Source organism: Campylobacter sp. FU_520, from assembly GCF_025772385.1.
In the GTDB taxonomy this organism is placed as follows: domain Bacteria; phylum Campylobacterota; class Campylobacteria; order Campylobacterales; family Campylobacteraceae; genus Campylobacter_D; species Campylobacter_D lari_C.
Genome location: NZ_JAKMRZ010000006.1, coordinates 56,147 through 71,267, shown reverse-complemented (window position 1 = coordinate 71,267; position 15,121 = coordinate 56,147). Strand labels below are relative to the sequence as shown.

The window sequence follows — 15,121 nt, the reverse complement described above, 5'->3', positions numbered from 1 at the left end:
ATGCTTAGTTTATTAATGTTATTTCCATTTTTTGCAGCTTTTATAGCTTTGTTTTTGCAAAAAGAAGATAGCAAGTCTTTTGCTGTTTTAGTTAGTTTTTTGATTTTAGTTTTTAATGTTTTTTTGTTGTTTAATTATCATAGTGGTATAGCTTATGAGTTTAGTTTAAATTCTTTAATAGTTAATTTTCATATCGGTGTAGATGCTATAGCGCTTTATTTGATGTTGCTTTGTTCTATTATGATTTTTTTATCTTTTATATGTTTGGATATTCAAGATAAAAGTGTTGTAGTAAGTATATTTTTATTGCAATTTTGTATTATAGGGCTTTTTGCTTCATTAGATGCTTTATTATTTTATGTATTTTGGGAGTTTTCTCTTATACCGCTTATTTATTTAATAGGCAGATATTCAGATAATTATAAAGCAGGGATTAAATTTTTCATTTATGCATTTTGCGGTTCTATGCTTATGCTTTTAGCGATTATTTATGTAGGGTTTTTGTATTATCAAAGTTTTGGGTATTGGAGTTTTGATTTACTTGCTTGGTATAAGAGTGAATTTTTCATACCTGAAAGTGTGCAAAATTTAATCTTTATAGGATTTTTTATCGCTTTTGCGATTAAAAGTCCTTTATTTCCTTTCCACACTTGGGCGCCAAAAGTTTATGCAAAAAGTCCGACTTTAGTATCTGTAATGCTTGTTAGTTTTAAAATGGCTCCTTTTGGATTTTTAAGATTTATCTTGCCTTTAACACCTGATACTTTAAATCATTATTATTCTTTGCTTGCTATTTTATGTATAGTTGGAATTTTATATGCAGCTTTAATTGCCTTTAAAACCAAGGATTTAAAAGAATTAATCGCTTATAGTTCAATTTCGCATTTGGGTGTGGTGATTTTAGGTATTGTGACTTTTACTTATAATGGGGTAAGTGGTTCTGTATTTTACATGTTTGCACATGGTATAGTAACAGGTGGTTTGTTTTTGGCTGCTTATATGCTTTATAAAAGATATCATACTTTTGATTTAGACTTTTATAAAAATTTAGCTAAAACAGCTCCAGTGTTTAGTTTTTTCTTTGCAGTGCTATTATTTTCATCTATTTCATTACCTTTGACCATTTCTTTTGTAGGTGAGTTTTTAATTTTACAAGGCATAGCAAGCGTAAATTTATGGTATGCATTATTTGCAGGTGGTGTGATCATTTTAGGGGCTATTTATATGCTAAATATTTATAGAAATATGTTTTTTGCCACTAACGCAGAAAAAATGGAGAAATTAGTATTAAAAAAAGGCGAAATTTTTGTGTTGAGTATTTTAAGTGCTTTGGTAATTTATTTAGGGATAGCTCCAAGTGCTATGCTTGATCAAATTGCTTTGAATGTAAATAGCATTCTTGAGGTTATGCAAACAAGAAATATTGCAATAGAAAATCAAAAAATCATAGATGATATAAGAGGTTTTTAATGAGTGGCTTTAGTTTAGAAAAATTGAATTTTGTATTATTATTTCCTGTGTTGTCATTGCTTTTTTGGGCTATTGCTTTACTTTTATTGGGTGCGTTTAAAAAACTTTCTAGAAATTTTTATATAGGAGTAAGTGTTATAGCTTTGCTTAGCACCTTATGTTTTTTATTGCTTTATAATGGCTTTGTTTTAGATAATTCTCATGCTTTTTTTGGTTTATTTGTAAGCGATAATTATGCAATTTTTGCTCAATTAGTTATTTTAGTTTTTTCTATGCTTTATTTATTGATGGACAAAGATGAACAAAAGCCAGAGTTTTTTTCTTTATTTTTATTTATGGTTGCGTCTTTGATATTAATGGTATCAAGCACTAATTTAATCGTAATTTTCCTAGCATTAGAAGGTTCTTCTTTAGCTCTTTATACATTAATAGCTTTAAGAGGAACTCATAATGCTATTAGCTCTAGTATAAAGTATTTTACTCTAGCTGCGGTGGGAGCTGGGTTCTTTGTCTTTGCTTGTGCTTTTGTGTATTTAAAAACTAAGTCTTTGGATTTAGATAATTTATTGCATTCTGAATACATTTCAGATCCTATCTTGCTTTGTGCTGGAGTAATGTTTTTAGTTATTGTTGGGGTAAAGCTTTCTATCGCACCTTTTCATTTTTGGTTAAAAGATGTGTATTATGGGGTGCATACAAATTTTATAGCATTTATATCTATAGTACCAAAAATAGCTATGATAATAGTAGTTTTAAGAATTTTTTCTGCTTTGGGTGGTGGGGTAAAATTTGAATATATAGTAGCATTGCTAGCGATTTTTTCTATGCTTGCTGTAAGTATAGTAGCTTTAATCCAAAAAGATGTAAAAAAAATGCTTGCATATAGTTCTATTACTCATTCTTCTTTTATATTAGCAGTTATTGTTTCTAGTATGAGTGTAAGTTCTCAAGGTGATGGGACTTCTTATTTGCTTTCAATTTTTGCTTTATTTGTGTATTGGATTTCTTTTGCTTTTGCAAATTATGGAATTTTTTTGATATTGAGTTTATTTCAAAAAAGTTCATTTGAGAGTTTTTCAGGCTTGTTTGATCAAAGACCGGTATTGTCTATAATGTTAGCTATATTTATTTTATGTATAGCAGGTATTCCACCTTTTGGGATTTTTTGGGGTAAAATTTTAATTTTAGCTTCTATTTTAAATTCAGGCTATTATGTGCTTGTATTTGCTATAGCTTTAAGTTCTATGATTATGCTTTATGCTTATTTGAAAATTTTAATTTATGTTTTTTTCAAAAAAGCTCAAATTATAGAAAGTGTAAACTTAGATGTAAAACAAAAGATTATTTTGTGCTTGTGTTTGATTGGAAGTGTTTCTTGCGTGTTTTTGCTTTTGTAAAATAATATTGCTATAATCACGCTTATGATAAGGGTTTTATTTTTATTTTTATTAAGTATAACTTACACATTTTCTTTTGAAATTATTGTTAATAAAGGGGAAGAACACAAGCGCCCCTTTGCACTTTTGCATTTAAAAGATAATAAAGATTTTACTTGTAAAAATGTTTTTGAATTTGAAAAGACCCATTTTGAATGTAATGTTTTGGGTGTTAGCAATATGCAATTTCAAAATCAAGAGTTTGATGATTTTACAATTTATTTTGAAAAGCACCAAACCTTTTTGACAATCAAAATCTATCCTAAAATTTTAGCTAAGATGTTTAATTATTCCCAAGATATTTTTAATGCAAAAGAAATTCAAAGTCAAAGTGGAGATACTTCCAAACACTTTGTGTTTATTTTTACTAAAGATTTAAGATATTACAAACCTAGCGATGGGCTTGATTTTGATATTTATTTTGATGATGGATTAATGCCCTTTATTGGAGCGCTAGATTTAAATTCTAACCCTATGGAAACTTCTAAAAGTGCAGATTTTAACGCTTATTTTAGTATAAAACAAGAATATGAAGCAAAAAAATATGATCAAGTATTAAGAGATACTGTTAATGCTATTAAGCGTTATCAAGGTAGTGTATTTATGAATGAATTTGAGCTTTATAAGTTAAGAGCGCAAAATAAACTTTATACTTATGAACTTGATAAAGACCAAGTAATTTTAGAACAAATGTTAGATGATGCTAAAAGATGGGTGAGAACTTATATTAACGATAAAGATTATACAGAAGTGATGTATATTATGATGAGAGTTTATATGGGTTTATCACAAAGATCAAATGTTGAATATATTATAGATACTTTAAATACTGAGCATAAAGGCGATAAATACACTATAATGGCTTTGCTTGATTATGCAGATTATTTATATCATTTGGGTAAAAAAAATACCGCAAATAATATTTATCAAGATGTGTATTATTCTACTCCAAATGCAGATTTAGCCAGTAGGGCAGCTTTATTTTTATCAAAAAATTATTTAGAAACTCAAAATACAAAAGAAGCAAAAGAATTAGCAAATAAAATTTTAGAATCAAATCCTGAATTTTTCATGAGCGATTTGGAAAATTCCTTATTATTAGCTAAAGCTTTTGCTAATAATAGGGTTTATGATTTAAGTTCTAAAATTTATGAGTATATTTTTACGCATTTAACTAAGGTAGATAAAGAATATGAAAAAGTGCTAAAAGATCTTGCTTTGGCTTTATTAAATGCAAATGAGCATACCAAGGCTCAAAAATATTTAGATCTTTATGCAGAAGATTTTCCTTTGAGTGAATATGTAAGTTTAATCAAAGAAGCGCAAGATAAAAACTTTTTATATTTAAAAGATGCTAATGCAAGTTTTTTACATCAAAGATATGAAGAAATTATGAAAAAATATGCTGGAGAAATTTCTAGTAAGGCGCTGTTTGATAATGTAAAATTGTATTTTCAAGAAAAAAATTATGAAAAAGTTGTAAGTTATCAAAAAGACATTGAAAAATACTCTAATAAAGAAGTTAAAAATCTTTTAGAACAAGCTGCTATTTTAGTTTTAGAACAAAAATTAAAAAATGATGAATGTTTAGCTGCTATTAAAATATATGATGATTTTAAAGTTTATAATGTAGGGGGTAAAATACAAAATAAAAAGCAAATGCTTGAATGTTTTAAACGCACAACGCGCATAGAAGAAGCTAAAAAATACATAGTGGAAAATGAAAATGATGATATTATTTTTTATAAGCTTCAAAGTGCTGATTTAGCTCTTAAAGATAAGCGCTACAGCTTTGTTATAAAAACAATTAACGATATTTTAAACACAAGAACGATTATTAGTGATAATGAAAAATTTGAAGCAAATTATATTAAATTTTTTGCTGAGCTTAGATTACAAGATTATAATGCTATGATAAGAACTTTGCAAAAATTAGAGCAATTTCCTATGAATTATCGTATGGTGGAATTATATTATGAGTTTTTGCGTTATTGTGAAAAAAATAATTTTCTAACCAGCATTTTAACTTATGCTCCAAAGGCTATTGACTATCAAAATTTAAAAGGGGTGAATCTTTTTAGTCCTGATTTAGAATTTATCTATATCAAAGCTTTAAAACAAAACAATCAAGCCCAAAAAGCCTTAACTTTATTTAAAGATTTACTTGCTAATCCTTTAAAAGATGATGAGCGCGCAAGAGCTTTTTATACGCAAAGTAATATTTATGAAGATTTAAAAGATGTGCAAAATCAAAAGCAAAGTTTGCAAAATTGTATAGATATTAATGCAACAAGCAATTGGCAAAATTTGTGTAAAGATAAATTAAATGTCTTAAATACTCAACCTTGATATTTTTTTAAAATATAAGCTTTTAAATTCTCATAAGCATTTTGAAAATCTAAAATTTCTTTATTGAATTTTTTATTAAAAGTTCTTTGTCTTTTAGCAAGTTGTCTTGTGTGAATGATGATGAGCTCTTCAAGCTCATTTAAATTTATTTTTTTATCTAAAAACTCTTTGCATTCTTTTAAACCTATGGAATTTAGTGCTTTTAAATTATGATCATAATTATCAAATAACATTTTAGCTTCATCTACTAAACCCTCATTTAGCATATTTTTAGTGCGCTTAATAATGCGTTTTTCTAAAAGATCTTTTTGCCAAGAAATTTCAAAAATATCAAGTTTTTTAATCAAAGCTTCTTGTTTGGTTTCTTTTAAAACTTCACTTGGAATTTTATTAGTTTGCTCATAAATTCCAAGCCATTTTTTCAAACGATAAGTATCGTTTTTTTTTATTTTTGCTTGTGAATCAATTTTTATCATTAAATGATAAATTTCATCATTACTTAGTGCGCTTTGGCTTTCTTTGAAATTTTCACTCAAGCCATCCATTAAAGCTTTTAAATAAAAACTAGTTCCACCTGTGATAATAAGCATTTGATTATTTTTTTGGGCAAAAGCTTTTGCTTTTTTGTATTCTTCAAAAAACAAAGCGATGTTAAAATGCTCATTGACATTTAATAAATTTATGCCAAAATAATCAAGCTCATCTAAGGTTTTTTGCTCTGTTTTGGCTGAAGCGATGTTGATTTGTTTATATACACAAAGACTATCAAGGCTTAAAATACTTGCGTTAAATTCATAAGCTAGTTTATTAGCAAGTTCTGTTTTGCCACTTGCAGTAGTTCCAATGAGTGCAAATTCAAAAAACATCGTAAAAATATCCTAAATTTAAAATTATTTTAGTAAAATCATAACAAAAATATATTATAAAGAGAAAAAATGCCTATATTAAAAGAAAAATTAAAAGATATTTTAGATTTGATTGTTTTTAAGCATTCTATTTTTGCCCTACCTTTTTTATTTACTTCAATGATTGTAGCTTCTGTTATTTTAAATGATAGTACTTGGTTTGGTTTTAAGGCTTTATTTTTGGGTATTATTTGTGCAGTGAGTGCAAGAAATTTTGCAATGGCGATTAATCGTTTGATGGATGAGGATATTGACAAAAATAACCCAAGATGTGCAAATAGACCTAATATCGATGGACGTATAGGTAAAACTAGTATTTTACTTTTTATTATTTTAAATGCTATTATTTTTGTTTTGGCAAGCTATTTTATTAATAAATTAGCCTTTGCTCTTTCTTTGCCGGTATTATTTATTTTAGCTATTTATTCAGCTTTTAAAAGATTTTCATCCTTAGCGCATTTAGTATTAGGATTTTGCTTAGGGCTTGCTCCTATTGCAGGTAGCATTGTAGTTTTGGGAAGTATTGAAATTTATAGTGTGATTTTGTGTTTGGGTGTTACTTTTTGGACAGCTGGATTTGATTTGCTTTATGCTTTGCAAGATATGGAGTATGATAAAAAAACAGGCTTACACTCTATACCTGCTAAATTTGGGCTCGAGGCAACCTTATTTATCTCAGCATTTTGTCATGTTTTAGCAGTGCTTTTTTGGCTTTTATTTGTTTGGGTGGCTCCAACGGGAAATATTGCCTTTTTAGGTGTGATAATTAGTGCGATTATTTTATTTTTTGAACACCGCATTGTTAGAAAGAATTTTGCAAAAATTGATAAAGCATTTTTTACTTTAAATGGGTATTTAAGTATAGTGTTTTTTATATTTATTTGGGTTGATCTTTTATGGAGATAAAATTTTTTAAAAGCTCATTAGAGCTTGAGTTTGAAGAGAGCAAAGAAAGATGTGAAGAGTTTTTGCAAGAATATCTTTCAAGTAATAATTATGTCAATTTAAGCAAATGGAAAAAGCTTGCCTCAAGAGTGGAATTTAGCGAAGGTGAGCAAATTATTTTTGATTTACTTATGGATATAAAACAAGAATTGTATTTGATAAAAAATGATATCAATAAAACAAAATTATTTACAGATTTAAAATATAAAGCCTTTGTGGTGGGTGTAAATTTTGCACACATTCAGTTTAAAGATAAGTGTTTGACTCAAGATGAGGAATATTATGCAAGATTTGAGTTAAATGGTCAAAAAATTAGTATTTTTTTTAAAGCCTTAAATGAAAATGAGGCAAAAATTACACAAATAAAAGCAGAAGATGAGCTTGTGTATGATAATTTTGTAGCAAATATGCAAAGAGCGATGATTAAGATTTTAAAGGAGCAAGAAAATGGGTAGTGATTTATTATTGTGGCTTGTAGTAGCTTTATTAATTTTTGCTATGTTTGCTTATATGATGATAAAAGAAAAAGAAAATATTGCTAAAATTAATGAACTTGGTAAGATGATAGAAGATTTAAATAAGCAATATCATTATTTAAAAAAAGAAAGCTTAGATGAACAAGAACAAGAAAAAGAAGAAATAGACACTGAAGCTATTAAAGAAGAGTTAAAAGAAGAGCTTTTGCAAGTATTAGAACAAAAAATCAATCAAAATATTATCCCTATTTTAAATGCTTTAAAAGAAGTGGAAGAAGTGATTGAAGAATTTCAAAGTGAGCAAAAAAATCGTTTGTTAAATTTAGAACAAAAAACCCAAAGTATTACAAAATTAAGCCCAAGCTATGATAATGAAGAGCAAAAGGTAATAGAGCTTTTTAATCAAAAAAAATCCATTGAGCAAATTGCCAAAGATTTGCGTATAGGTATGGGTAGAGTTGAGCTTATTTTGAAATTTAATAAATTATTATAAAGGCCTTTGATGTTGGTAGATAGTTATGGAAGAGTGATTGATTATTTAAGAATTTCAGTAACACAAAGATGTAATTTTCGTTGCCTTTATTGTATGCCAAAAACTCCATTTGAATGGAGTGCTAAGGAAAATCTTTTATCATTTGAAGAACTTTTTATGTTTGTTAAGGTTTGTATTGATGAAGGAGTTAAAAAAATTCGAATTACAGGTGGTGAACCTTTAGTAAGAAAAGATTTGCATAAATTTATTGCTATGATCAGTGAGTATAAGCAAGATATAGACTTAGCGCTTACTACTAATGCTTCTTTGTTAAAACAACAAGCAAAAGACTTAAGACAAGCAGGTTTAAAAAGAATTAATATCTCTTTAGATACCTTAAAAGAAGAAATAGCTTTTAAATTAGCTCAAAAAAACATACTCAAAGATGTGTTAAATGGTATTAATGAGGCTTTAGAATTAGGCTTTAATATTAAATTTAACACCGTAGCTCTTAAAGGGATTAATGATAGTGAATTTATCGATCTTTTAGAATTTGCCAAAGCACGTAAAAGCCAAATTCGTTTTATAGAGTTTATGGAAAATTACCATGCTTATGGAGATTTAAAAGGCTTAAAATCAGCAGAAATTTTAAACATCATTGCTCAAAAATATTCTTTTAAACAAGGACAAAAAAGCCCAAATGCGCCTGCGACTATTTATGAGCTTGAAGATGGATATGAGTTTGGCATTATTGACCCACATAGTCATGATTTTTGTGATAGTTGTAACCGTATAAGACTTTCAGCCGAAGGACTTTTAATACCTTGTTTATATTATGATGAGGCTTTAAGCATTAAAAAGGCTATACGTAATAAAGACATAGCAGGTGCTTGTGAAGTTTTAAAAACCGTAATAAAAAATAAATCAGAAAAAAACAGATGGGCAGAAAATGAAGCTAATCAAAGTTCTACAAGAGCCTTTTATCAAACAGGTGGATAATGGAAGTTGTTGAAACTTTTTTAAGCTTGCAAGGTGAGGGAAAATATAGTGGAAATTTGGCTATATTTGTAAGGTTTGCTGGGTGTAATTTTAACTGTACAGGCTTTGGAGTAAAAAAAGAAAAAGATTCTAAAATACTTTTGGGCTGTGATACTATAAGAGCTGTTTTTATCAAAGAATTTAAAACTTGTTATAAAACATATACTTCAACAAAGCTTTTTGATGAGGTTTTAAAACTAGCAAATTCACGCAAAGTTATAGTTGTAATTACAGGTGGTGAGCCTTTATTAAATTATCAAAATAAAGATTTTTTGTGTTTTGTTAATTTACTTTTAGAAAATGATTTTAAGGTGCATTTTGAAACAAATGCAAGTATTGAAATTGACTTTGAAAAACATCCTTTGTATAAAAAATGCTATTTTGCTTTAGGAGTAAAGCTTAGCAATAGTGGGGTTAAAAAAGAAAAAAGGATTAATGAAAAAGCCTTAAAAGCTTTTAAATACTACGCTAAGGATAGCTTTTACAAATTTGTTCTAGATAAGGATTTTTTACAAGAAAATAAAGCCTTAGAAGAAATCAATGAAATTTTACAAATTTGTGAAAATGAGGTGTTTTGTATGCCTATGGGGTCAAATAAAGAAGAAATTTCTAAAAATGCCTTAAGTGTTGCTGAATTTTGTATAAAAAATGGATATAATTACTCTGATAGATTGCATATTAGAATTTGGGGAGATAAAGAAGGCGTATGATTATTAGAAAAATGTTTGAATTTGAAAATGCTCATATTGTTAGATTTTGTAGCTCCAAGCGATGTAAAACAAGCATACATGGTCATTCTTATAAGGTAGAAATTTTACTTGAGAGTAAATACCTTGACAATGCTGGAATGGTGTATGATTTTGGCTTGTTAAAAGATGAGATAAAACAAATTATTGATAGTTTTGATCATGCTATTACGCTTTTTAAAGATGATGATAAAACTTATTTAGAAGATATGAAAAAACACTCACAAAGATGGGTAAGTTTGCCTGTGAATGTAAGTGCAGAAAATTTTGTACGCATATTTTTTGTGCTGATTGATACCTTGCTTTTAAAGACTAAGATGATTAATGGCGAGCAAGGTGTTAGTTTAAAAAGTATTATTGTGCATGAAACAAGAACAGGTTATGCGCAAGGTTTTAGAGAAGATGCTTATAGTGAGTTTTTGCCAAAGATAAATCTAACAGATATTGAATTTTCACAAGCTATAAGCGATGAATGGAAAGATAAAGATTTTTTTAAAAAACTTCAAGATTCAAATTTTGTTTTTGTCAATCAAAAGGAGGTATGATGAAAAAGGTTTTATTGGTTGTGCCATTATTGTTTTTTATAGCTTGCTCAAGCCAAGAAAATACAATCACAAAAAAAGAAGTACAAACTGAGCAAGTCCAAATTGAGCAAAGTGATTCTAATGTTATTATAGATGATGAAACGCTTCCTATACCTGTAGATGATGATATCAAAGATGAAAATAGCACACAAGGACAGTGATGGATCAAAGTTATGAGTTTTTTTTAGCATTGCATGTGTATAGCCTATATGCAAATGGCTTTTTAATGTTGTTTTATTTATATCTAACTCAAAGTAGTTTTTCGCAAGAGTTTATTTTTATAAAAAGAATTCGCCTATTTTTGCCAATTTATTATTTATTTTTAGCAATTACGCTTTTTACAGGAAGTTTGCTTTGGGCTTTAAAGTATTTTGAGCTAAATCTCTATATACTTTCTATGTGGTTTTGTTGGATTTTAATTTTTGCTTTGGCTATTTATCAATTTGTTTTATTTAAAAAAGCAAGATTGTTTAAGCGTTATGCTAAATTTAGATTTTTAAGCTTTTTTATTTTGTGTTTGGGTATATTTTTACTTTTTGTACCCTATTTACTTCAAAGGTTTTATTTTTAATGCGATTTTTATATCACCCACAAAGTGGTGCTTTAAATTTAGAGTTAGAAAATGAAGCTTTTTTACACTTAAAGGCTCGAAGAATTAAAATAGGCGATAAAATCATATTAAAAAATTTAAAAGATTTTTTTGCTTATACTTATGAATGCATAGATTTTTCTAGACGCTCTTGCGTATTAAATTTACTTGATAAAAAAGAAGAAAAACAAGAATTAAAAACGCATTTGCATTTAGCTTTAGCGGTGATTGATCCAAAGATTATAGAAAAAACTTTGCCTTTTTTAAATGAACTTGGAGTGGCAAAGCTTTCTTTTGTGTATATGGATTACTCACAAAAAAATTTTAAGTTAGATTTTAAAAGAATGGAAAAGATTCTTATAGAATCATCCCAACAATGCGGTCGTGCTTCTTTAATGGAGCTTGAAAGCTTTGATGATTTTAAAAAATTTCAGCAAGTTTATGAAAATATTGTTTTGATAGACTTTGAAGGTGAAGATTTGACGAGTTTTGAACCTAGTGAGCATGTGTTTTTAATAGGCGCTGAAGGTGGATTTTCGCAAAAAGAAAGAGAAGAGAATTTTAAAAAAGCAAAATTACAAGCTAATTTCATACTCAAAGCGCAAACGGCTTTAGTAGGGGTTGCTTCAAAATTCATAATTTAAAAACACGCTTAAATTTAGCTATTTTTTATATAAAAATCTATATAATTACGCCTTAATGTTTTGAAAAAGGATAAACAATGAAAAAAGAAATTCACCCAGAATATGTAGAATGCAAAGTTAGTTGTGCTTGTGGAAATTCTTTTGCTACTAAGTCAAATAAACCAGAAATTAAAGTTGATATTTGCTCAAGTTGTCATCCGTTTTTTACAGGTAGTGAAAAAATCGTAGATGCTGCGGGTCGTGTAGAGAAATTTAAGAAAAAATACGCAATGCAATAATGTTATATTTTATTCCTACACCCATAGGAAATTTAAACGATATTTCTTTTCATTCTTTAGAAATTTTACAAAAATGCAAACTCTTTTTATGCGAAGATACGAGAGTTTGCAAATCTTTAGTTCATCTTCTTAATGAAAAATTTAATTTAGAAATAAAACCTGATAAATATCTAGCCTTACATACTCATAATGAAAAAGATTTTTTAGCAAAAATAGATGGTGATTTTTTTGAACAAGATATTGCATATTTAAGTGATGCGGGTATGCCAGGTATTAGCGACCCAGGGCAATTTTTAATCGAATATGCTATTAAAAACAATATTGATTATGAAGTCTTAGCAGGGTCAAATGCTGCTTTACTTGCATTAGTTTCAAGTGCGTTTTGTAAAAAAGAATTTATTTTTATGGGTTTTTTGGCTAATAAAAATCCTCAAAGACAAAAAGATATTGAAAATTTAATGCTTAATCCTTATCCTAGTATAGTTTATGAAGCACCCACTAGAATACTGAATTTGGTAGAAGAAATTAGTAAAATTGATCCTTTAAGAGAAATTTTTATCATAAAAGAAGCAACAAAGAAATTTGAAGCTAAATTTAGAGCAGGAGCCTTAGAGGTTTTAGAAAAAATAAAAACAATGGATTTGCGCGGTGAATGGTGTGTAGTCGTAAGTGCTAAAGAAAAGCAATTTCATCAAAACACCTTGTGCGAACAAGATATTTATGAGCTTGACTTGCCTTTAAAAACAAAGGCAAAACTTCTTTCAAAAATTAATGCAAAATCTCCAAAAGAAAATTATCAAAAACTGCTTTTAAGTTGAATTTGGTTATTATTTAAAAATGGTAGTTTATGGTAAGCAAGTGTTTTTTTATATCTTAGAAAAGCACAAAGAAAAAATTAAAGAAATTTATTTAGCAAAAGAATGTGAAAAAGCTGATTTTTCAAAAATAGCAAAGGCATCAAAAAAAATTAAAAAACTTGATTTTAAAACCGCGCAAAGTTTGGCAAGAGGTGGAAATCATCAGGGTTTTTTAATGGAGATTGATGAGTTTGAATTTAGCTCTTTTGAGAGTTTGAAAGAAAAAGATTTTATAGTTATTTTATATAATATTAGCGATGTTGGAAATATAGGCGCTATTGTGCGTAGTGCTTATGCTTTGGGTGCTGATGGGGTTATTTTGGTAGCTAAAAGCGTGGCTATGGATGGAGTTATTCGTGCAAGTAGTGGCGCAGCTTTAGATATGAAAATAGTTTTAAATGATGATATTTTAAGCATGATAAATGAATTAAAACAAAAAGGTTTTTATATCTATGCTAGTGCTAGCGGAGGTAGTGATATACATACTATCAAGGTTAAAGATAAAAAAGTTTTGATTATGGGAAGTGAAGGTTTTGGCATAGCGCCAAAGGTGCTTAAAAAATGTGATGAATGTGTAGGTATAAAAATGCATAATGATTTTGATAGTTTAAATGTAAGTGCAGCATTTGCAATACTTTGCGATAGGATGAAAAATGGATAGTTGGAAAAAATTAGAAGATTTAAATTTATTAGAAGTTCAAAAAAGAACACAAATAGAAATAGCTTGTCTTGAATATATCATTAAAAAAGATTTTAAGTCTTTATCTCGCTTTAATGTAAATGGCTTTATTAAAATTTTACAAAGAGAGTATGAGCTTGATTTTTCTAATTTTTTAGAAGAATATCATGCCTATTTAGAGGAAAATGGTATTGAGAAAAAAAATCATGTGCATATTGCTCCTAGAATGAACTCATATACCAAAGAAAGCTCAAGTGTATGGTATATTGTGATTATAGTAGTAGTGCTTTTGATAGTGGCTTTAGCTTGGGGTGTTTCAAGATTTTTTCAAAGTTCCACTTTAGATGAAAATACCACTAATGTATTAAATCAAGAGCAGGTTGTTTTAGAAGAAAAAGTCGATGAGAATGAAACTCCGGTTGTTAATTTTTTTGCTGATGATGTTATAGAAAATAATGAAACAAATACAACTATTTTAGAGCCAACAGATGAGAATAATAATACTATAAAAGAAACATTAGAGGATAATGCTAGTTTAAATATGCCTGAAGAAAATATGGTTTTGCTTAAAGAAAGTATTATAAAACCAAGCGCAGAGCTTTGGCTTGGTATGGTGGATTTAAAAACTTTTAGAAAAAGTTCTTTAACTATTAAAAACGATTATGTTTTATCTTTGGATAAAGATATGTTAATTACTACAGGTCATGCTGCTTTTAGTTTGAATGATGAAAATAACAATACTTTAGAGTTTAAAAACGGTGTGTCTAAGTTTTTAATGATTAAAGATGGTAAAATCAAACAAATTACAAAAGCTGAGTTTATAAAAGAAAATAGAGGAAAATTATGGTAAGAATTTTAATATTTTCCATTTTTTTTACTCTTAATGCTTTTGCGCTAAGTGCTTTAGAGGTTGCTAAGCATATTGTTAATGATAATTCTAAAGATGCAAAATTAGAGCTTTTATTTGCAAGAAATGATTATAAAGATGAACGCGGAAATGTAGATATTTACACTATTTCTCAAATTTTAAAAACAAATTCTTTGGCAAATTTTATATTAAATGAGCCAAAAACTTTAACTTTTAGTTTTAAAGCCCAAGCTGATTCTGTTTTATTTTTTAAAACGATTAATGATACTTTAAACGAGCTAGGCTATGTGTATTTTATACCAACTGAGTTAATTTTAAGAGAAAATTATATCACTTATAAATTAGCTGTAGATTCTCAGTATATGCTTGATCCAGGAGTTTTTTACAAGGCTTTATTAGGAAGTTCTGTTTTTATTAAAGACATTTCTAAAATTTCAGAGCTAAATTATGAATATGAGTTAGATTTTTCAAAAGCAAAACCCAAAGTTAATACTCAAATTCCGCTAAATACTATTACTCAATTAAATAAACCTTTAAGGGAATATATTATTGATTTGCAAGGTGCAAAAAGTATGGAGCTTAGCGCGCACAATCTTGATTCTTGGTTTTGTAAAATTCAGTTTTTAGATAAAAATTTAAATTTTATTCAAGGTGTAGAAAATACACATAAGCAAAATGAAGTAAATGTAAATATACCATTGGGCGCAAAATATGCTATTATAGGGGATATGTTTAGCCTTGATAATATAAAAAGGGGTTTAAAAATTTACTTAAGACGCTAAAAG

18 protein-coding genes are annotated in these 15,121 nt (G+C 27.9%); 17 read left to right on the top strand and 1 reads right to left on the bottom strand.

Translation table 11 applies throughout. The features are described 5' to 3' along the window. Genes L8W55_RS03580 through L8W55_RS03570 form a run of 3 tightly spaced genes read left to right on the top strand, consistent with a single transcriptional unit; the run spans position 1 to position 5,255 of the window. On the top strand, positions 1 to 1,470 hold the full coding sequence (locus L8W55_RS03580) for a complex I subunit 4 family protein (RefSeq protein ID WP_263677367.1): 1,470 nt from the start codon (positions 1 to 3) through the stop codon (positions 1,468 to 1,470). Continuing rightward, entirely contained in the window at positions 1,470 to 2,867 is a 1,398-nt protein-coding gene (locus tag L8W55_RS03575; protein ID WP_263677366.1) for an NADH-quinone oxidoreductase subunit N, read from the top strand. The genes L8W55_RS03580 and L8W55_RS03575 overlap by 1 nt, the downstream gene beginning before the upstream one ends. 24 nt (positions 2,868 to 2,891) lie before the next feature. Next, the gene (locus L8W55_RS03570) at positions 2,892 to 5,255 is read left to right on the top strand and encodes a tetratricopeptide repeat protein (RefSeq protein WP_263677365.1); all 2,364 of its coding nucleotides are present in this window, start codon (positions 2,892 to 2,894) and stop codon (positions 5,253 to 5,255) included. Here the strand turns inward: L8W55_RS03570 and miaA are convergent. Then, positions 5,246 to 6,121 carry a tRNA (adenosine(37)-N6)-dimethylallyltransferase MiaA gene (miaA, locus tag L8W55_RS03565; protein ID WP_263677364.1) on the bottom strand — a complete coding sequence of 292 codons (876 nt, stop codon included), beginning with the start codon at positions 6,119 to 6,121 and terminating at the stop codon, positions 5,246 to 5,248. The two genes, L8W55_RS03570 and miaA, sit on opposite strands and share 10 nt — an antisense overlap. 69 nt (positions 6,122 to 6,190) lie before the next feature. Between miaA and mqnP the strand changes: the two genes are divergently transcribed. The 14 genes from mqnP to L8W55_RS03495 all read left to right on the top strand — a co-directional run bounded on the left by mqnP (position 6,191) and on the right by L8W55_RS03495 (position 15,118). Then, positions 6,191 to 7,066, top strand: a complete 876-nt coding sequence (mqnP, locus tag L8W55_RS03560; protein WP_039619329.1) for a menaquinone biosynthesis prenyltransferase MqnP — start codon at positions 6,191 to 6,193, stop codon at positions 7,064 to 7,066. Then, a complete protein-coding gene (locus tag L8W55_RS03555; protein ID WP_263677361.1) occupies positions 7,057 to 7,560 on the top strand; it encodes a hypothetical protein in 504 nt (167 codons plus the stop codon). The genes mqnP and L8W55_RS03555 overlap by 10 nt, the downstream gene beginning before the upstream one ends. Beyond that, positions 7,553 to 8,074, top strand: a complete 522-nt coding sequence (locus tag L8W55_RS03550) for a DUF6115 domain-containing protein (protein ID WP_263677360.1) — start codon at positions 7,553 to 7,555, stop codon at positions 8,072 to 8,074. The genes L8W55_RS03555 and L8W55_RS03550 overlap by 8 nt, the downstream gene beginning before the upstream one ends. Before the next feature lie 9 nt (positions 8,075 to 8,083). Next, positions 8,084 to 9,052 (top strand): GTP 3',8-cyclase MoaA, encoded by a 969-nt coding sequence (gene moaA, locus L8W55_RS03545; RefSeq protein ID WP_263677359.1) that lies wholly within the window; start codon positions 8,084 to 8,086, stop codon positions 9,050 to 9,052. Continuing rightward, entirely contained in the window at positions 9,052 to 9,801 is a 750-nt protein-coding gene (locus tag L8W55_RS03540) for a 7-carboxy-7-deazaguanine synthase QueE (RefSeq protein ID WP_263677358.1), read from the top strand. Before moaA ends, L8W55_RS03540 begins: the two co-directional genes overlap by 1 nt. After that, positions 9,798 to 10,382: a 6-pyruvoyl trahydropterin synthase family protein gene (locus L8W55_RS03535; protein ID WP_263677357.1), complete on the top strand. Its 585-nt coding sequence runs from the start codon at positions 9,798 to 9,800 to the stop codon at positions 10,380 to 10,382. Before L8W55_RS03540 ends, L8W55_RS03535 begins: the two co-directional genes overlap by 4 nt. After that, complete coding sequence (locus L8W55_RS03530) at positions 10,382 to 10,582, top strand: cytochrome C (RefSeq protein ID WP_263677356.1); 201 nt, start codon at positions 10,382 to 10,384, stop codon at positions 10,580 to 10,582. The genes L8W55_RS03535 and L8W55_RS03530 overlap by 1 nt, the downstream gene beginning before the upstream one ends. Further along, positions 10,582 to 10,992, top strand: coding sequence for a hypothetical protein (locus L8W55_RS03525; RefSeq protein ID WP_263677355.1), 411 nt, complete (start codon positions 10,582 to 10,584; stop codon positions 10,990 to 10,992). Before L8W55_RS03530 ends, L8W55_RS03525 begins: the two co-directional genes overlap by 1 nt. Then, positions 10,992 to 11,654: a 16S rRNA (uracil(1498)-N(3))-methyltransferase gene (locus L8W55_RS03520; protein ID WP_263677354.1), complete on the top strand. Its 663-nt coding sequence runs from the start codon at positions 10,992 to 10,994 to the stop codon at positions 11,652 to 11,654. The genes L8W55_RS03525 and L8W55_RS03520 overlap by 1 nt, the downstream gene beginning before the upstream one ends. Positions 11,655 to 11,731: 77 nt before the next feature. After that, positions 11,732 to 11,932, top strand: a complete 201-nt coding sequence (rpmE, locus tag L8W55_RS03515) for a 50S ribosomal protein L31 (RefSeq protein WP_257935543.1) — start codon at positions 11,732 to 11,734, stop codon at positions 11,930 to 11,932. Continuing rightward, positions 11,932 to 12,750: a 16S rRNA (cytidine(1402)-2'-O)-methyltransferase gene (rsmI, locus tag L8W55_RS03510; RefSeq protein ID WP_263677353.1), complete on the top strand. Its 819-nt coding sequence runs from the start codon at positions 11,932 to 11,934 to the stop codon at positions 12,748 to 12,750. The genes rpmE and rsmI overlap by 1 nt, the downstream gene beginning before the upstream one ends. A gap of 19 nt (positions 12,751 to 12,769) precedes the next feature. After that, positions 12,770 to 13,450 carry a 23S rRNA (guanosine(2251)-2'-O)-methyltransferase RlmB gene (rlmB, locus tag L8W55_RS03505; protein ID WP_263677352.1) on the top strand — a complete coding sequence of 227 codons (681 nt, stop codon included), beginning with the start codon at positions 12,770 to 12,772 and terminating at the stop codon, positions 13,448 to 13,450. Beyond that, positions 13,443 to 14,318 carry a hypothetical protein gene (locus tag L8W55_RS03500; protein WP_263677351.1) on the top strand — a complete coding sequence of 292 codons (876 nt, stop codon included), beginning with the start codon at positions 13,443 to 13,445 and terminating at the stop codon, positions 14,316 to 14,318. The genes rlmB and L8W55_RS03500 overlap by 8 nt, the downstream gene beginning before the upstream one ends. Continuing rightward, positions 14,312 to 15,118 (top strand): hypothetical protein, encoded by an 807-nt coding sequence (locus L8W55_RS03495; protein WP_263677350.1) that lies wholly within the window; start codon positions 14,312 to 14,314, stop codon positions 15,116 to 15,118. The genes L8W55_RS03500 and L8W55_RS03495 overlap by 7 nt, the downstream gene beginning before the upstream one ends. The last annotated feature ends 3 nt before the right edge of the window (positions 15,119 to 15,121 follow it).